The sequence below is a fragment of the Pseudomonas syringae genome (genome assembly GCF_002157375.1).
Lineage (GTDB): Bacteria > Pseudomonadota > Gammaproteobacteria > Pseudomonadales > Pseudomonadaceae > Aquipseudomonas > Aquipseudomonas syringae_T.
In genome coordinates this window covers 186,143-204,270 of sequence record NZ_MTSA01000013.1, presented here as the reverse complement: position 1 = coordinate 204,270, position 18,128 = coordinate 186,143, and the positions used below count along the sequence as shown (strand labels likewise).

Below are 18,128 nucleotides of genomic sequence, written 5' to 3'. Positions count from 1 at the left end.
AGCTTTTTTATCGCGATGGCGCTGACGACGCAGAGTGCGACGTAAGTGACGGCTGAGTCCTGGCGCTGATCCGGGGGATGCGAGGCAGGACGCCGAGCAAGCCGCACCGGGCCAAGGATGGCCCGTTGCGGCGACCCCCGGATCAGTGACAGGGCGAAGGAACCCGACGAAGTCGGGCCGGAAACGGAGCCAGGATTTTGCTTACTTTGATCCTTCAAAGTGAGGCGCCGTAAGGGCGCAAAGGTGACCTGAGCCGTAAACAGACATCACTGACATCGCAACCCTTGTGTGACGCGGAGCGCCACAAAGAGGACGCAGAGCGTCCAGAACTGCATACCGACGCGGAGCGTCGGCACGATGGTCATAAAAAAGCTTTTTTATCGCGATGGCGCTGACGACGCAGAGTGCGACGTAAGTGACGGCTGAGTCCTGGCGCTGATCCGGGGGATGCGAGGCAGGACGCCGAGCAAGCCGCACCGGGCCAAGGATGGCCCGTTGCGGCGACCCCCGGATCAGTGACAGGGCGAAGGAACCCGACGAAGTCGGGCCGGAAACGGAGCCAGGATTTTGCTTACTTTGATCCTTCAAAGTGAGGCGCCGTAAGGGCGCAAAGGTGACCTGAGCCGTAAACAGACATCACTGACATCGCAACCCTTGTGTGACGCGGAGCGCCACAAAGAGGACGCAGAGCGTCCAGAACTGCATGCCGACGCGGAGCGTCGGCACGATGGTCATAACGATAAGCGCACCACGCGCGCAATAACGCGCAATAAAAAGCCCGCAACCTGTGAAGGTGCGGGCTTTTTTTCAGCTTGGCAGTGACTTATCAGAAGCGATAGGTAACCGAAGTGCCCAGGCCGTGAGCGGTGTTGCGGTAGTCGGCGCTGTAAGAACCCTTGGTCGCGCTGCTGTCGCGGATCTTGGTTTCGTCTTCACGCAGATACGAATACGCCACGTCGATGGTCAGGTCGTCGGTCGGGCTCCAGCCTGCACCGAAGCTGATGATCTTGCGATCGCCCGTCGGGATGCGCGGAGAGCGGTTGGTGTTGTTGGTTGGCGACTGGTCAACGGAGAAACCGGTACGCAACGTCCACTCTTTGTTGACCTTGTACGATGCACCGATGGCGTGTGCCCAAGTGTCGTGCCAGTTCTGCTCTTCGGAAATGGTGCCGATAGGGCCGGCAGAGCCGCCCAGAAGGGCTGGAACGCCGTCGTTGTTGACGGTGATGTCCTGCAGACGGCTCCAGCGAGTCCAGGTGCTGCCTGCGTAAACGGTCCAGTTTTCATCGATTTGCTGGGTGATGGAGAAGTCCACCGACTCCGGCGTGGAAATATCCAGCGAGGCGTCATACTTCTGACCGCCAAACGGCCCGAAACCAGACCCTTCGATCTTGGTCTTGCCTTTGAGCTTGTAATCGACTTTGGAATGATAGGTCAGGCCCAGACGAGTGGTGTCGGTAGCCTGCACCAAAATGCCCGCATTGAAGCCGATTGCGGTGTCATCCCCTTCGATCTTCACCTTGCCGTCGTTACGGCCCGGCGTGGCGGCATTCAGCGTGGCGGAGGTCAGTTCACCGTCAATGCGGTTGAGGGTCGGACCGAAACCAATCGAAACCTTGTCATTGAAGGCATAGCTGACTGTCGGCTGGAAGGTCACGACCTGGACGTGACTCTTGTCACCCCAGTAACGGCCGGCGAAGCCTTTTTCGTAATCCGTGACCAGGCCGAACGGTACGTACACGCCCAGACCGAATGCCCAGTGATCATCGATCGGTTTGACGTAGTAGCCCATTGGCACGCCGACCACGGGAACCATGTCACCGTCGTTGCTGCCGCCAAAGGTGCCACGACCGTTATCGATGTCGGTCTTGGCGATGACGGCGGCCGCGCCTACGCTGATTTCTTCGCGTTTGAGGCGGGACATGCCGGCAGGGTTGCCGAAAACGGTACTTGCATCATCTGCAGAGGAGGAGCGACCTGCGAAACCGGTGCCCATGCCGCTGATGCTTTGTTCATTAAGGGCGAAGCCGGCAGCGAGCAATTGAGTAGAAGCCAGACCCAGAGCGAGTCCGAGCGTTGTCCGGTTCAGTGCTTTTGTCATTATTTTCATTATTAGAACTCCTTGTTGTTCACCGGTCGGAAATTACCAACATTTTGGACGGCGCGCTATAGCCTGAAGAGCCCGATTTAGAGCTATTCTTGTAGGACAATCCTGAAAAAGTAGTAGGAGCTGCACTTTTTACGAAGTTCCGGTGTCGCACTTGCCGGTCAGGCTTGTCATTTTATGACGCGCATTAAAAAGCCCCGCCGTGTAGGGCAGGGCTTCGGGCTTGCGGTCTATCGTTATCGTCAGGCGATGAGGGCCTGACGGGTACGCTCGATCACGGCCTGCAGCGGTTCAGCGCTGGCGTACTGATCGGGGTACAGGCGTTCGCTGTGACGGGCGATGCCATGTTCGTTGACGATGGTAAAGCTGAAGCAGCCTTTGCGAGCGGCCATGATCAGGCAGTTCATTGGGGCAAAAGCGTGGGTAAGCGTGTGAATCGCGTGCTGAGTTTGAGTATTCATATTCAAGGTGTTTCCTGAAGCAACACGGAACAATACCGTGCATAAATAAAGATTCCAGTAAACGCGGGCCGACATTTGATAAAAAAGCCTGGCTGGGCGGAGAACCTGACTGGAACAAGACAGGCAGTTGAAGCGCGCTTTATCGTATGGCGCTCTAGCTGACCGGTAGGTACTTAGGAGGGCAGGCAACACAACAGGAGCAAAGGTTCTACGCTCCGGGTGAAGATCCTGATCAATTGCAGGCTGGTTGAGGCAGACCATGAGAGCCGTTACTGCACTGACACCTCTATGGTGCTTCAGCGAGAAGGTTCATGTCTGGAAACCATCGAGGTGGTCGATCCCTTGTTGCCAACATTCTCGTCGCATGGAGGAGTGTCTGTCGGGGGACTTGTCGACCGGAATTGATTTTCAGCTTGGTACTAACGGCGGCAATACTACCGATGAGGAATGAGTAATGCAACAGGTCGCCGAAAATAATGTTCAGTGTGTGATCAGCCGGTAGAGCAGCACCGTCGTCGAGGCGACCATCGAACACCCCAGCAGATAAGCGGCGACGGTCAGGCGAAGCGAGTCACGCCGTTCGATGGCGCGCATGATGTCGCCCGTCTGGTTGATGCGGCCCTTGCTCAGGTCTCTGCAGATGATCAGGTTCACGGCGATGGCCGACAGCAGCACGCTGCACGCGAACACCACACCGTCCGGTGAAGGCAGCCACAGGCTGGTCGCGAGCGCGATGACGCAAACGGCGATCAACAGCACGAAGAACTTCAGTATCTCCCTCATGGATTCCTTCACTGACTCATTTTGGGCTGGCGACAGTCGATTTTCGAGGCGGCTCTTGCCGCAGCGGGCGCAGTTTATCGTCTGGCACGATTTTCAGGGACAGTGCAGTGCAGAAAAAGCCGTTTGCGCACGGCTTTTCTCAGAGGAAAAAACCGCCGCAGGCCCGTGTTCATTGAGAATCCAGTGCAATCAGGCAAGGATTATATGATGTTTGAAACGCTCGAAAAAAAACCGGCGCACACGTTGTACACATTAGCGTCACAAGCTGTCAGATCACTGTCACAAGTGTTGCTAAGGGTTTGATTTATGATGGTGAATTATTAAGTCAATGAAAAACATCGCTTTTTTTTGCTGGTGAAAAAATCGTCAGTTTGAGTGCAGGCCCCATCCTGTCTACGTTTGCGGAAGTTAAAGGAGGGTTGTCCACTGAGTTATCCACAGCTTCTGTGGATTGTCCCGTCTGAGATGTCCCGGTAATGGGGGCTGTGCGAACGTGTAAAAGTGCGTAGAATCCGTCCCCCCGATTTGCCCCCGCCTGTTGATATCGCCTCGCTAGAGACGCCGTTTCTGCTGCACTATTCACGTTTCTACCCACACTGCCGCTGGCGATGATTCAGCCTGCATGGAGTCTTTATGGCACTGGACCTGAACAGCCTGTTATTGGGGCTTGCTGCAGCCGCATTGCCATTGTTGGCAATGCTCTGGCAGATGCAGCGTCGTCTGGCCTTGCGCCAGGCTGAAAGTGCGTTGCTGGATGAGCGGCTGAGCATGGCGCAAATGGCCCAGGAAGGCCTTAACGCCCAGCTGGACGCCTGCCGTGATGAAGTCAGCGATCTGGGGCAGGCCAACTCCGCCAAGCAGGCTGATCTCGCAGCGCTGCGTCGTGAAGTCGAATTGCTGCGGGAGGAAAGTGACAACGCCCGCGAAATGGCGCAGGGCTGGAATGTCGAGCGTGCAGGCCGAGAAGCCGAGCTGCGCCGTCTGGATGCTCAGTGCGCCGCGTTGAGCGCCGAGCTTCGCGAGCAGCAGGACAGCCATCAGCAGCGCCTCGATGATCTGCAGGGCTCCCGAGATGAGCTGCGGGCGCAGTTCGCCGAGCTGGCGGGCAAGATTTTCGACGAGCGTGAGCAGCGTTTTGCCGAAACCAGCCAGCAGCAACTGGGGCAATTGCTCACGCCACTCAAGGAACGTATTCAGTCGTTCGAGAAGCGCGTCGAAGAAAGCTACCAGAACGAAGCCCGTGAGCGTTTTTCGCTGGCCAAGGAGCTTGAGCGTCTGCAGCAGTTGAACCAGCGCTTGAGTGATGAGGCCACCAACCTGACGCGCGCTTTGAAAGGGCAGAAAACCCAGGGCAACTGGGGCGAGCTGATCCTTGAGCGTGTGCTTGAACATGCCGGGCTGGAAAAAGGCCGTGAGTATCAGACTCAGGTCAATCTCAAGGGGCCGGATGGTGAGCGCTTCCAGCCTGACGTATTGATCATGTTGCCGGGTGACAAGCAGGTGGTGGTCGATGCCAAGGTCAGTCTGACGGCCTATCAGCAATACGTGTCTGCCGACGACGATGTCATCGGTCAGGCGGCGCTCAAGCAGCACGTGCTATCGCTGCGCAATCACGTCAAAGGCCTTTCCGGCAAGGATTACAAACGCCTTGAAGGTCTGCACAGCCTGGATTTCGTTCTGTTGTTCGTGCCCATCGAGGCTGCGTTTTCAGCTGCGTTGCAGGCTGAGCCCAATCTGTTTCAGGAGGCGTTCGATCGCAACATCGTGATTGTCAGCCCGACAACGCTGCTCGCGACATTGCGTGTGATCGACAGTCTGTGGAAGCAAGAGCGTCAGAGCCAGAACGCTCGGGAAATTGCCGAGCGGGCGGGTTGGCTGTACGACAAGTTCGTGCTGTTCATTCAGGATCTGGACGAAGTTGGCAACCGCTTGCAGCAACTGGACAAGGCTTATTCGGCAGCACGCAACAAACTGACCGAAGGACGCGGCAACCTGATCAGTCGCAGCGAGCAGCTCAAGTTGCTGGGCGCGCGTGCCAGCAAAAGCCTGCCTGCCGACCTGCTGGAAAGGGCCATGACCGACACTGAGGGGTTGATTCGTCAGCCTGACTGATTCTTCTTTGGCATTTAGGCAACGTTCAGTAACAGGCCGTCCGTCGTAAAGACTAGAAGCAAGCCTGCACAACTGTCACATTGGTTGCATCGGAAAAAATTGTTTCCGTAGCACTCGGCTAAACGTTCATTTGCTTCTATGATCGTTAGTGAGTGATGAGTACAGATCGGGTTTTTCCCTCAAGGGGGCTCTATGAATAGCAAGTTGCAAGAATGGCTCCATGATCTAGGCGTTGCACTGGGTCTTATCGAACGACCAAAGCTGCAGCCCATCCCGGTTCGTGCCAACGATGATCGTCGTCGTCCACGCCGGTAAGCCTGACGCTTGACCCTGTTGGCAGGGAAGCAGGTGCTTAACCACCCAGCCATCACATCGGGGCGTAAAGGTCGTCCCGACGCAAGGTGCTCGCGTTTTTCAGCGATGATGTCCAGGCTCGTTGCCTGATCCGCTTTTTTTGCCGTCGTCCGGCACTGTCTCCTGTCCCATCAGCACAATCAGTTCAACCACCATTTTCAAGGCAAGGCCCTCCGGCCTTTGTATGGCGTGGATGTGCATGAAGCGCGGAACGGTGAAGTTGAATGCTTCTTCCAGCCTGCCGAACAGCGTCTGAATGTCGACATCATCCAGCCTCAGCTCACTGAACGTGGCGTCTTCGTGAATTCCGCTTTTGTCGACCAGAATGATCCCCAGCTCGTTGAACACGATCTGTGTGATTGCCTCGCGATTCATGAGTACTCCTGATGTTGATCTTGTCAGGATGGGCAGGCGTACTTCATGTCACCAGCTCGGACTATAAAGGCTAGCTCAAATAGTCTGCCTGGCTGCGCATTGCCCCGGCGCGAGGGTGAGAAGTTGTTTAAACTGCGCGATTGTTCGACAGGCGGCGCGGGACATGACCGGGCCACTGTCTCTGCTGCCGTGTCGACGTGCCGTTTCGGTTTCACGGCAGGACGCCACCCGAGTGAGAATCGATGCCCCGCGCCCGTTGTAAACGTTGCCTGCGTCCTGCCGCGCATTGTCTCTGCGCCTTGATCCCGCAGGTCGACAGTCGTACACGCGTGCTGATCCTTCAGCACCCTGATGAAGTCAGTCATGCACTGAATACCGCGCGACTGGCAGCGTTGGGGCTGGTCAATGCGCAGTTGCGCGTCGGGGAGGTGTTCGAGGATCTGCAAACACTGTTGAACCCGCCCGGCTACCAGGCGCGGCTGCTGTTTCCTGGTGAAGACGCCGAGGTCTTGAACCCTTACAGTGCGGATTCGTTGCCCCTGCTGCTGGTCGTGCCGGACGGCACCTGGCGCAAGGCGCGCAAGCTGCTGCACCTCAATCCCTTGCTGGCGGCTTTGCCACGCGTCAGCCTGGGTGCGGTGCCCGAGTCGCGTTACCGCCTGCGCAAGGCACCAGGCCCCGAGGCTTTATCGACGCTGGAAGCCATTGTCCACAGTTTGCAGGCGCTGGAAGCACCTCGCTCGTTCGAGGCGTTGCTCAAACCTTTCGATGCACTGATTGACGGTCAGATTCAGGCAATGGGCAGCGAAACATACCAGCGTAATCACGGCGGCCAAGTGCCATAAAACACTTTGCACCCATAAGCGCAGCCAGCTGTAGCTGTTGCTTTTCAGGACAGCGCCTAGAATGAGTGGCTTGTTCCATCTTTCGCGGAATTGCCATGCACATCTCGTCTGGTCGCTGGGTCTATGGCCTCTGTCTGTCACTGTTGACTGCGCTGCTCTGGGGCATTCTGCCGATCAAGCTCAAACAAGTCCTGCAGGTCATGGACCCGGTCACCGTGACCTGGTTTCGGCTGTTTGTTTCCGGTGTACTGCTGTTCATCTGGCTGGCGTCGGTCAAGCGCCTGCCCAGCTTCAAGAGGCTGGGGCGCAAGGGCAAGGTGCTGGTGCTGCTGGCCGTGTTCGGGCTGGTCGGCAATTACGTGCTCTACCTGATCGGCTTGCGCTTGCTAAGCCCCGGCACCACGCAACTGCTGGTTCAGGTCGGTCCGATCTTTCTGTTGATCAGCAGTATTTTTCTGTTCAAGGAGCGTTTCAGCGTGGGGCAGGGCATCGGCTTGCTGGTGCTGTTGATCGGCTTTGGCTTTTTCTTCAATCAGCGTCTGGTGGAACTGTTCACTTCGCTGGGTGATTACACCACTGGCGTGCTGATCGTGCTGCTGGCTTCGACGGTCTGGACCTTTTACGGGCTGAGCCAGAAGCAGTTGCTGACGGTGTGGAATTCGCTGCAGGTCATGATGGTGATCTATCTGTTCTGCGCGTTGTTGCTCACGCCTTGGGCGCATCCTGCCGAAGCGTTGCTGTTGAGCCCGTTGCAAGGCTGGCTGCTGCTTGCCTGCTGCCTGAATACGCTGGTGGCGTACGGCGCGTTCGCCGAAGCGCTGGCGCACTGGGAGGCGTCGCGCGTGAGTGCGACCCTCGCGCTGACGCCGCTTGTCACACTAGCGGCCGTGGCTGGCGCTGCGTGGTTGTGGCCGGATTACGTGCAGGCTGAAGAACTGAACCTGTTGGGCTATGGCGGCGCGTTGCTGGTGGTTTCGGGGTCGGCGTTGACCGCGCTCGGCCCTTCACTGATCGCCGGTCTGAGGGCGAGAAAGGCACGGCTGGCGCAGGCCTGAAGGTGTTTTGAACGGAGCGCGTTACCGTTCAACGCTTGCCCAGCGCCTGGGCCTGAAGAATCCATTCCTGCCGCTGTTGCTCGGTGGCACTGTGTACGGGTGCAAATTCGCTCAGGCGCTTCGTTTTGATCCCGCAAAAACCCAGGATGGTGCGGACCATCTGTCGGTGGGCCGGTGCGCCGTAGATCCAGTGAAAGTAGCGCGGCGGGGTGTCCATCGTGACCAGCAGTTCTGCCGTGCGGCCTTTGAGCAGCTCGTTGGCGCGGTGTTTGCGGCCGTGAGCCTTGAAGGCAAAGCCCGGCATCAACACCCGGTCAAAGAATCCCGTCAGCAGGGCCGGCAGGCCGCCCCACCAGACGGGGTAAACGAACACCAGGTGCTCGGCCCAGTGAATCTGGCGCTGGGCTTCGAGCAGGTCAGGCTCCAGCGTCTGAGTCTGGTCGTAGCCACTGTGCAACACCGGATCGAAATCCAGCTCGCCCAGCTTGAGGATGCGCACCACGTGGCCTTCACTTCGTGCGGCCTGGGCGTAGGCATTACCCAACGCGTGGCAAAGGCTGATGGTTTTCGGCGTGCCGTAAACCATCAGGATTCGCTTGCCGTTGCCTTCCAGTGGTGTTGCGCCGGTTCTGGCGTCAGCCATTGCTGCCCGCCTCCAGCATTTTGTCCGGGCGCACCCAGGCGTCGAACTCTTCATCGGTCAGATAACCCAGCGCAAGCGCCGCTTCACGCAGGGTCAAGCCCTCGGTGTAGGCTTTCTTGGCAATCTGCGCGGACTTGTCGTAGCCGATATGCGGGTTGAGCGCGGTGACCAGCATCAGGCCGCGTTCCAGATGTTCGGCCATTTTCTCGGCATCCGGCTCCATGCCGGCGATGCAGTGTTCATTGAAGTTGCTGCAGCCGTCGGCCAGCAGGCGAATCGATTGCAGCACATTGTGAATGATCACTGGCTTGTAAACGTTCAACTGCAGGTGACCCTGGCTGGCGGCGAAGCCGATGGTTACATCGTTGCCCATGACCTGGCAGGCCAGCATGGACAGCGCCTCGCATTGAGTCGGGTTGACCTTGCCAGGCATGATCGAACTGCCGGGTTCATTGGCCGGCAACCTGACTTCCGCCAGCCCGGCACGCGGGCCGGAACCCAGCAGGCGCAGGTCGTTGGCGATCTTCATCAGTGTTCCGGCCAGCGTCTTCAGCGCGCCAGACAGGGCTGCCAAGGGTTCGTGACCCGCCAGCGCCGCAAATTTGTTTGGCGCGGTGACAAATGGCAGGCCGGACAGCGCGGCCAGTTCTGCGGCAATGGCCTCGGCGAAACCTTTTGGCGAGTTGAGGCCGGTGCCGACTGCCGTACCGCCTTGCGCCAGTTCATAGACGGCGGGCAGGGCGGCGCGAATAGCTTTTTCGGCGTAATCCAGTTGCGCGACGAAACCTGAAAGCTCCTGACCAAAGGTGATCGGCGTCGCGTCCATCATGTGCGTGCGTCCGGTCTTGACCAGTTTCATGTGGCGCGCAGCCTGCTCGGCCAGTCCGGCAGACAGCTCGGCAACGGCCGGCAGCAGATGCTCCTTGACCGCTTGAGCCGTGGCGATGTGCATGGCTGTGGGGAAGCAGTCGTTGGAGCTTTGCGAGCGATTGACGTGATCGTTGGGGTGGACTGGCGATTTGCCGCCACGGCCCTGGCCAGCGAGTTCATTGGCGCGACCGGCGATCACCTCGTTGACGTTCATGTTGCTTTGCGTGCCGCTGCCGGTCTGCCAGACCACCAGCGGAAACTGCGCATCATGCTGGCCGTCGAGCACTTCATCGGCGGCCTGTTCGATCAGGCGCGCAATGTCGGCAGGCAAGTCGCCGTTGCGGCTGTTGACGCGTGCAGCGGCTTTTTTGATCAGTGTCAGGGCGTGCAGGACGGGCAGCGGCATACGCTGGTCGCCAATCGCGAAGTTGATCAGTGAGCGTTGGGTCTGCGCCCCCCAGTAGGCTTCTTCGGGGACTTCGATCGGGCCGATGCTGTCGGTTTCGGTACGGCTCACAGGTCTTACTCCTTTAAGTACGTTGCAGGGTTAGGTCGCCATAAGCAGACAGGGTTCCCGAGTACTGGTTTTTAACCGCTCGGTGAACCGGGGGTTGAGACAAAAGCCCACATAAGCGCAGAATGGTCGGCCCTGGGGTAATGCCTCGTTTGCTAGATAAGGAAACTCGATGACCCGTCTTCGTGCCATTTGTACCGCGGTAGCACTGGTGTGTGCCAGTGGTCAGGTCTTTGCCGACACCGCCAGTCACAATGCGAGCGCCGAAACATTCCTGAAGCTTGCCAACGCCGATCGTCTGGGCGCTCCGGTCTATGCGCAGGTTCAGCAGATGTTTGCCCAGCGCTTCGCCGAGACCAAGGCACCTGCCTCGAAAAAGGCCCTGCTTGAAACCTATCAGGCCAAAGCCAACACCGCGCTTGATCAGGCCATTGGCTGGAACAAGCTCAAGCCTGAAATGGTCAAGCTCTACACCGCCAACTTCACTGAAAGCGAGTTGAAAGACCTGGTTGCGTTCTACCAGTCTCCACTGGGCAAGAAAGTGATGACCAAGATGCCTGAACTGGCCCAGCAATCCGCGCAACTGACCCAGAGCAAACTGGAAAGCGCTGTGCCGGTCGTCAACAAGCTGCTGGCTGACATGACTGCCGAGCTGGAACCTGCCAAAGCCGCCGCACCCGCAGCAGCTCCGGCCAAAAAGCCCTGATCGGCGAGTCATGCCATGACCATGCAACAACGAATCGAGTCGGCGCTTGCGCTGCTGCAACCGCACCATCAGCAAGTGCTCGATGAGAGCCACATGCACAGTCGTGGCCAGCAGACGCATTACAAGGCCGTGCTGGTCAGTGATCAGTTTCAGGGCTTGAGCCAGGTCAAGCGGCACCAGAAGGTCTACGCCACGCTGGGTGCCCTGATGGGTGAGTTCCATGCGCTGGCGCTGCACACCTACACGCCTGAAGAATGGGCGAAGACCGGTGCCGCGCCTGCTTCACCGACCTGTGCCGGCGGTCATTGACCGGATTGTCCGGCTGATCTTGCCTTTTTACCGGGGCAAATGATCCGCCAGCGACCTGCTGTACGCCGGCTTTTGCTAGAATCCGCACCGCGCCGCCTGGCCGGTGCGTTTTTTTGTCCGGAATTTTTTACCCGGTAGGCCCTTTGCGAGGGTCGCCACTGGAGAGATGCATGACTCAAGAGCCGATGACTCAGCCGATCGTCGTGGCTGCGCTATACAAATTCGTGACCCTCAGCGATTACGTGGCACTGCGCGAACCGCTGTTGCAAGCGATGATCGATAACGGCATCAAGGGCACGTTGTTGATCGCCGATGAAGGCATTAACGGCACGGTGTCGGGCAGCCGCGAAGGCATCGACGGCCTGATGGCCTGGCTGAAGAGCGATTCGCGCCTGATCGATATCGATCACAAGGAATCCTACTGCGACGAGCAGCCGTTCTACCGCACCAAGGTCAAGCTCAAGAAAGAGATCGTGACCCTGGGCGTGGAGGGCGTGGACCCCAACAAGAGCGTAGGAACGTACGTCGAGCCAAAAGACTGGAACGACCTGATCACCGACCCTGAAGTGCTGTTGATCGACACCCGCAACGATTACGAAGTATCGATTGGCACTTTCGAAGGCGCCATCGATCCCAAGACCACATCGTTTCGTGAGTTTCCGGATTACATCAAGGCGCATTTCGACCCGGCCGTTCACAAGAAGGTCGCCATGTTCTGCACAGGCGGCATTCGTTGCGAAAAAGCGTCGAGCTATATGCTGGGCGAGGGGTTCGAAGAGGTTTATCACCTCAAGGGCGGTATTCTCAAATACCTGGAAGAGGTTCCCGAGCAGCAAAGCCAATGGCGCGGTGAGTGCTTCGTCTTCGACAACCGGGTTACGGTGCGCCATGACCTGACTGAAGGCGATTACGATCAGTGCCACGCCTGTCGCACGCCGATCAGTGCCGAGGACCGCGCCAGCGAGCATTATTCGCCGGGTGTCAGTTGTCCGCATTGCTGGGATTCGCTGAGCGAGAAAACCCGTCGCAGCGCCATCGACCGGCAAAAACAGATCGAATTGGCCAAGGCGCGTAACCAGCCTCATCCAATCGGTCGTAACTATCGTTCACCCTCCGAGGCCTGAACCATGTCCGCCCGCCTGATCTATGTCATGGACCCTATGTGTTCGTGGTGCTGGGGTTTTGCCCCGGTTGCCGATGCGCTGGTAAAGCAGGCCCAAGAGGCGGGCGTGCCGTTGCACCTGGTCATGGGCGGTCTGCGTTCCGAGCGTACCGCACTGGAACCGGCCAAGCGCCGTTACATCCTCGAACATTGGCAGGCGGTCGAAGAGGCCACCGGGCAGGCGTTTAATCATGAAGATGCGCTGCCGGAAGGTTTTGTCTACGACACCACGCCAGCCTGTCTGGCGGTGGCCGCTGCACGGCATCTTGACCCGGAGCGGGCCTGGGTGCTGGTGGGGTTGATCCAGCAGGCGTTTTACACCGAGGGCCGCGATGTGACGCGTCCTTCGGTGCTGGCTGAACTGGCCGGGCAAGCCGGTCTGACGCGTCAGGCATTCGCCGATGAGTTTGACAGCCCCGAGCGACAGGCGGCCACGGCTGCTGATTTCGCGTGGGCGCAGGACCTGGGCATCGCCGGGTTTCCGACCCTGCTTGCCGAACGCAACGGCCAACTGGCGTTGCTGACCAACGGTTACCAGCCGCTGAGCAGTCTTTCACCGCTATTGGGTCGATGGCTGGAGCGTGCAGTCAGTGCGTGACGATTCGCCCGACGCTCCCCGACAGGCACAGGCCGGTCTGGGCGATGCGTTGAGTTGGGCCGAAATCCGTCGTCTCGCGCTGCGCCACAAAAAAGCCTTGTGGCTGGCCAACGGTGTCGCGGTTCTGGCGACCCTGTGCAGCGTGCCCATCCCGTTACTGCTGCCATTGCTGGTCGACGAAGTGCTGCTGGGCCGGGGCGACGCGGCGCTGAAGGTGATGAATCACCTGCTGCCTGACAGCCTGCAGAAGGCGGTGGGCTATATCGGCCTGATGCTGTTGCTGACCTTGGTGCTGCGCGTGGGGGCGCTGGTTTTCAACGTGTTGCAGGCGCGGTTGTTTGCCGGGCTGGCCAAGGACATCGTCTACCGTATCCGGCTGCGCCTGATCGAGCGCCTCAAGCGTATTTCCCTGCGCGAATACGAAAGCCTTGGCAGCGGAACCGTGACCACGCACCTGGTGACCGACCTGGACACGCTGGACAAGTTTGTCGGCGAAACCCTCAGTCGCCTGCTGGTGGCGACCCTGACACTGGCGGGCACAGCCGGCATCCTGATGTGGATGCACTGGAAGCTGGCGCTGCTCATCATGCTGTTCAACCCGTTGGTGATTCTGCTCACGGTAAAGCTCGGCAAGCGCGTCAAACACCTCAAGAAGCTGGAGAACGACAGCACTTCGCGCTTTACCCAGGCGTTGAGCGAAACCCTGGATTCGATTCAGGAAGTGCGGGCCGGTAACCGTCAGGGGTTCTTTCTGGGGCGTCTTGGAGCGAAAGCGCAGGAAGTCCGCGATTACGCTGTCAATTCGCAATGGAAAAGCGACGCCTCGGGGCGTGCCAGCGGGCTGTTGTTTCAGTTCGGTATCGATATCTTTCGCGCGGCGGCCATGTTGACCGTGCTGTTCTCGGACCTGTCCATCGGGCAGATGCTCGCGGTCTTCAGTTACCTGTGGTTCATGATGACGCCGGTGGAGCAACTGCTGAACCTGCAATATGCCTACTACGCCGCGGGTGGTGCCCTGACGCGAATCAACGAGCTGCTGGCACGCGCCGACGAGCCACAGTATCCCGGGGGCACAGACCCTTTCGAGGGGCAGGAAACCGTGGGCATCGAAGTGCGCGGCCTGAGCTTCGGCTATGGCGATGAGCTGGTGCTGGACCAGTTGAACCTGAACATCGCGCCGGGAGAGAAAGTCGCGGTTGTTGGCGCAAGCGGCGGCGGCAAGAGTACCTTGGTGCAATTGCTGTTGGGCCTGTACACGGCCCGGACCGGAGTCATTCGCTTTGGCGGCGTCAGCCAGCAGGACATCGGCCTGGAAACGGTGCGCGAGAATGTCGCCGTGGTTCTGCAGCATCCGGCCTTGTTCAACGATACGGTACGCGCCAACCTGACGATGGGCCGTCACTGCAGCGATGAGGCCTGCTGGCGTGCGCTGGCAGTGGCGCAGCTGGAATCTGCCATTCGCGACATGCCCAAGGGCCTGGACAGCGTATTGGGTCGTTCGGGCGTGCGCCTGTCGGGCGGTCAGCGCCAGCGCCTGGCTATCGCACGCATGGTGTTGTCCGATCCGAAAGTGGTGATTCTCGATGAGGCGACCTCCGCGCTGGATGCCGCCACCGAATACAACCTCCATCAGGCGCTGGCGAGGTTTCTGCGCAGCCGCACGACACTGATCATCGCGCATCGTCTGTCAGCCGTTAAGCAGGCTGACCGGGTGCTGGTGTTTGACGGCGGGCGAATCGTGGAAGACGGTGACCATCAACAGCTGATTGCCGATGGAGGTCTGTACGCGAAACTGTACGGGCATTTACAGCAAATTTGAGGTGCTTTGTCTCTATCAGCGCACAGGTTGGCTCGATTCCGGGAGAATCAACTGCCATCATGGCCGAATTTAGCCTAGTCTCTGCGCTAGACGTTTATTCAGGCATGTGGTGACGTGAAACCCATGAAGCAACCATGGACCTTCTCCAAGCCCCGTCTGCTGGGCATCGTATGGCCTTTTATTGCCGTCGCGCTGTTTCAGGCTCTGTTGGGGTGCGTCAGTCTTTACACCATGTCTGCCGTGCGCAGTTACGTTGCGGGCGAGAGTCTCTGGTCAAAGGGACAGAAGGACGCTATCCATTACCTGAGTCTGTACGCCAATACGCACGATGAAAGCGATTACTTGAAGTATCAGCGCGCCTTCGCCGTGCCGCAGGGCGGTCACGCTTTGCGCAAGGCGCTTGACGAGCCTATTCCGTCGTTGTCGGATGCCCGGGCCGGCATCATCCAGGGTGGCAATCACCCTGACGATGCCAATGGCATCATCTGGATGTATCTGAACTTCCATAACTTCAGCTTCATGAAGCAGGCCATTCATTTCTGGGAAGTCGGTGACGGCTACCTGATGCAGCTCAATGAGCTTGCGCAGCACATCCACGAGCGTGTCATTCAGGGTGACGTAACCCCTGCCGACGTCGAGCGGTGGCGGGTGCAGATCAACTTCATCAATGAAGGTGTAACGCCGGCGGCCAAGGCGTTCAGTGATGCCCTGGGCGAAGGCTCCAGGTTCATTCTCAACCTGTTGATAGCGGTCAATCTGGTCACTGCCGTTGTGCTGATTGCCCTGGCGTTGCTGCGCGTGCGCCGCCTGATTGTTCAGCGGCGGCTGTTTGCCGATGCCCTGCAGCTGGAAAAAGAACGTGCGCAAATTACCCTGGAGTCGATCGGCGACGGGGTGATCACCATTGATGTTGCTGGCACCATTGTGTACATGAATCCCGCAGCCGAAGGGCTGACCCACTGGAAGAGCGCGCAGGCCAGCGGGCTTCCTCTGGCCGCGCTGTTCAACCTGCTGGATGAAAACGACCAGAAGGACAACTCGACGTTGATCGACCAGATCGCCAGCGGCCAACTCAAGGGTGGCAGTGCCAGCAGCAAGCTGATCCAGCGCCTTGATGGCAGCACGGTTTCGGTCGCGCTGGTCGGGACGCCGATCCACACCGCAGGCGTGGTGAGTGGTGCAGTCCTGGTGCTGCATGACATGACTCAGGAGCGCCAGTACATTGCCGACCTGTCGTGGCAGGCTGCTCACGACCCGCTGACCGGGCTGGTCAATCGCAGTGAGTTCGAGCGACGCCTGCAACACGTGCTCGATGCGAGCGGTGACAGTCCGGGCACCCATTGCCTGATGTTCCTCGACCTCGACCAGTTCAAACTGGTCAACGACACCGGTGGCCATGCAGCGGGCGATGAGCTGTTGCGCCAGTTGTGCCGGGCGTTGCCGCGGGGCTTGCGCGACGGTGACACGCTGGCACGGCTGGGCGGTGACGAGTTCGGCGTTCTGCTGGTCGACTGCTCTCCCGACACCGCTCACGATATTGCCGAGGCCTTGCGCGCAATCGTGCAGAGCCTGCATTTCATGTGGAAAGGCCGGCCATTCATGACCACCGTCAGTATTGGTCTGGTGCTTCTGGGTGATGCGCCTGCGACGCTGGAAGCGTCACTGTCTTCCGCCGATATGGCCTGTTACATGGCCAAGGAAAAGGGCCGCAACCGGGTTCAGGTCTACAGTGCCGACGACCTGACCTTGTCGGTGCGTTTCGGTGAGATGGCCTGGATTCAGCGATTGCACATGGCGATGGATGAAAACCGGTTCTGTCTTTATGCGCAGGAAATCGCCGCGATGAACGGGGAGGGTAACGAGGTGCGGCACATCGAGATCCTCCTGCGCCTGCGAGACGAGTCCGGGCGCATGGTGGTCCCGGACAATTTCATTCCGGCCGCCGAGCGGTACGGGCTGATGACCACGCTGGATCGCTGGGTGGTGCAGAACGTGTTCAAAGTCATCGCGCAATGCCAGAGTGATGACAGGCATCAAACGCCTCAGGCGCTATGTGCTATAAATTTGTCGGGTTCCAGTATCGGAGACGACACGTTTCTCGAGTACCTGAAGCAGCAGTTCACGGCTTTCGATGTGGCGCCTGAGATGATCTGCTTCGAGATCACTGAAACCAGCGCTATTGCCGATCTGGAAAGTGCCATCAGGTTCATCAACGAATTGAAGGCGCTGGGGTGCCGGTTTTCCCTCGATGACTTCTGTTCCGGTATGTCGTCTTTTGCGTACCTGAAGCATTTGCCGGTAGACTTTTTGAAAATTGATGGCAGTTTTGTAAAGGACATGCTCGACAATCCGATCAACAAGGCCATGGTCGAAGTCATCAATAACATCGGCCATGTGATGGGCAAGCGCACCATCGCCGAGTTCGTCGAGACGCCGCAGATTGAGTCTGCACTGCAGGAAATGGGCGTGGATTTTGCACAAGGCTATCTGATTTCTCGTCCTGAATTGTTCACTTGTGAGAGTCTGTACATTCAGCCCGTACGGCCTGACCCCCTGATGTTCGGCGCGCCAGGAACGCTACGGTAATCAGTCGAAACCTTATAAGGAGATACCCAGTGATCGACACTTTCGAGAGAACCGGTCCGCTCATGGAAGCCAGCAGCTACCCGGCCTGGGCGCAACAGTTGATCAAGGATTGCAGCGCTGCAAAAGCGCGGGTCGTCGAACACGAGTTGTATCAGCAGATGCGTGATGCCAGGCTTAGCCCGCAGATCATGCGCCATTATCTGATCGGTGGCTGGCCCGTCGTTGAGCAGTTCGCGGTGTACATGGCCAAAAACCTGACCAAGACCCGCTTTGGCCGTCATCCTGGCGAAGACATGGCGCGCCGTTGGCTCATGCGCAATATTCGCGTCGAACTCAACCACGCCGATTACTGGGTGAACTGGTGTGCCGCTCATGGCGTCGCGCTTGAAGATCTTCATGATCAGCGGGTAGCCCCCGAGTTGCACGCCCTGAGCCACTGGTGCTGGCAGACCAGTTCTTCGGATTCGCTGGCGGTGGCGATGGCGGCTACCAACTATGCCATCGAAGGCGCAACAGGAGAGTGGTCGGCGGTGGTCTGTTCGTCCGGTGCGTACGCTGAAGCGTTCCCTGAAGAGACCCGCAAGAAAGCCATGAAGTGGCTCAAAATGCACGCACAGTACGATGATGCGCACCCTTGGGAGGCGCTGGAGATCATTTGTACGCTGGTGGGTAACAAGCCGAGCCTACAGTTGCAGGCTGAGCTGCGTCAGGCCGTTACCAAAAGCTATGACTACATGTACCTTTTCCTGGAGCGCTGCATGCAGCTCGACAAGGCCAAGGCTCCGCGCGAGCGGGTTGCGGCACTGGAAGCTTAGGAAGGCAGGGGAGT

General features: G+C 58.7%; 17 protein-coding genes. 11 read left to right on the top strand and 6 right to left on the bottom strand.

Going from position 1 to position 18,128, the window contains the following annotated elements; all coding sequences use genetic code 11:
- Positions 1–826: 826 nt before the first annotated feature.
- The 3 genes from BW686_RS18090 to BW686_RS18080 form a co-directional block, all read right to left on the bottom strand.
- A complete protein-coding gene (locus tag BW686_RS18090; RefSeq protein ID WP_084918891.1) occupies positions 827–2,110 on the bottom strand; it encodes an OmpP1/FadL family transporter in 1,284 nt (427 codons plus the stop codon).
- A gap of 239 nt (positions 2,111–2,349) precedes the next feature.
- Entirely contained in the window at positions 2,350–2,568 is a 219-nt protein-coding gene (locus tag BW686_RS18085; protein WP_003378914.1) for a hypothetical protein, read from the bottom strand.
- Between the two features lie 480 nt (positions 2,569–3,048).
- A complete protein-coding gene (locus BW686_RS18080) occupies positions 3,049–3,351 on the bottom strand; it encodes a hypothetical protein (protein WP_084918890.1) in 303 nt (100 codons plus the stop codon).
- Between the two features lie 747 nt (positions 3,352–4,098).
- On the opposite strand from BW686_RS18080, the gene rmuC reads away from it, so the two are divergent.
- Together rmuC and BW686_RS27325 are read left to right on the top strand one after the other, a co-directional pair.
- Entirely contained in the window at positions 4,099–5,463 is a 1,365-nt protein-coding gene (rmuC, locus tag BW686_RS18075) for a DNA recombination protein RmuC (protein ID WP_179149306.1), read from the top strand.
- A 192-nt stretch (positions 5,464–5,655) separates the two neighbouring features.
- Positions 5,656–5,778 (top strand): PA1414 family protein, encoded by a 123-nt coding sequence (locus tag BW686_RS27325; protein ID WP_306298897.1) that lies wholly within the window; start codon positions 5,656–5,658, stop codon positions 5,776–5,778.
- A gap of 99 nt (positions 5,779–5,877) precedes the next feature.
- Here the strand turns inward: BW686_RS27325 and BW686_RS27200 are convergent, their stop codons facing one another.
- The gene (locus tag BW686_RS27200) at positions 5,878–6,192 is read right to left on the bottom strand and encodes a hypothetical protein (protein WP_245399105.1); all 315 of its coding nucleotides are present in this window, start codon (positions 6,190–6,192) and stop codon (positions 5,878–5,880) included.
- A 242-nt stretch (positions 6,193–6,434) separates the two neighbouring features.
- Between BW686_RS27200 and BW686_RS18065 the strand changes: the two genes are divergently transcribed.
- Together BW686_RS18065 and BW686_RS18060 are read left to right on the top strand one after the other, a co-directional pair.
- Positions 6,435–7,037, top strand: coding sequence for a tRNA-uridine aminocarboxypropyltransferase (locus BW686_RS18065; RefSeq protein WP_084918888.1), 603 nt, complete (start codon positions 6,435–6,437; stop codon positions 7,035–7,037).
- A gap of 95 nt (positions 7,038–7,132) precedes the next feature.
- Positions 7,133–8,092 carry a DMT family transporter gene (locus tag BW686_RS18060; RefSeq protein WP_084918887.1) on the top strand — a complete coding sequence of 320 codons (960 nt, stop codon included), beginning with the start codon at positions 7,133–7,135 and terminating at the stop codon, positions 8,090–8,092.
- A gap of 28 nt (positions 8,093–8,120) precedes the next feature.
- On the opposite strand, the gene BW686_RS18055 is transcribed toward BW686_RS18060, so the two are convergent.
- A complete protein-coding gene (locus BW686_RS18055; protein ID WP_084918886.1) occupies positions 8,121–8,735 on the bottom strand; it encodes an NAD(P)H-dependent oxidoreductase in 615 nt (204 codons plus the stop codon).
- Entirely contained in the window at positions 8,728–10,122 is a 1,395-nt protein-coding gene (locus tag BW686_RS18050; protein WP_084918885.1) for a class II fumarate hydratase, read from the bottom strand. The genes BW686_RS18055 and BW686_RS18050 overlap by 8 nt, the downstream gene beginning before the upstream one ends.
- Before the next feature lie 169 nt (positions 10,123–10,291).
- Between BW686_RS18050 and BW686_RS18045 the strand changes: the two genes are divergently transcribed.
- The 7 genes from BW686_RS18045 to BW686_RS18015 all read left to right on the top strand — a co-directional run bounded on the left by BW686_RS18045 (position 10,292) and on the right by BW686_RS18015 (position 18,114).
- On the top strand, positions 10,292–10,825 hold the full coding sequence (locus tag BW686_RS18045; protein ID WP_007251461.1) for a DUF2059 domain-containing protein: 534 nt from the start codon (positions 10,292–10,294) through the stop codon (positions 10,823–10,825).
- A gap of 15 nt (positions 10,826–10,840) precedes the next feature.
- The gene (locus BW686_RS18040) at positions 10,841–11,134 is read left to right on the top strand and encodes a BolA family protein (RefSeq protein ID WP_084918884.1); all 294 of its coding nucleotides are present in this window, start codon (positions 10,841–10,843) and stop codon (positions 11,132–11,134) included.
- Positions 11,135–11,319: 185 nt separating this feature from the next.
- Positions 11,320–12,258 carry an oxygen-dependent tRNA uridine(34) hydroxylase TrhO gene (gene trhO, locus BW686_RS18035; protein ID WP_179149305.1) on the top strand — a complete coding sequence of 313 codons (939 nt, stop codon included), beginning with the start codon at positions 11,320–11,322 and terminating at the stop codon, positions 12,256–12,258.
- Positions 12,259–12,261: 3 nt separating this feature from the next.
- Positions 12,262–12,894 (top strand): DsbA family protein, encoded by a 633-nt coding sequence (locus tag BW686_RS18030; RefSeq protein ID WP_084918882.1) that lies wholly within the window; start codon positions 12,262–12,264, stop codon positions 12,892–12,894.
- Complete coding sequence (locus tag BW686_RS18025) at positions 12,887–14,713, top strand: ABC transporter ATP-binding protein (RefSeq protein ID WP_084918881.1); 1,827 nt, start codon at positions 12,887–12,889, stop codon at positions 14,711–14,713. Before BW686_RS18030 ends, BW686_RS18025 begins: the two co-directional genes overlap by 8 nt.
- Positions 14,714–14,836: 123 nt before the next feature.
- Positions 14,837–17,299: an EAL domain-containing protein gene (locus BW686_RS18020; protein WP_084918880.1), complete on the top strand. Its 2,463-nt coding sequence runs from the start codon at positions 14,837–14,839 to the stop codon at positions 17,297–17,299.
- Between the two features lie 29 nt (positions 17,300–17,328).
- Complete coding sequence (locus BW686_RS18015; protein WP_084918879.1) at positions 17,329–18,114, top strand: TenA family transcriptional regulator; 786 nt, start codon at positions 17,329–17,331, stop codon at positions 18,112–18,114.
- The last annotated feature ends 14 nt before the right edge of the window (positions 18,115–18,128 follow it).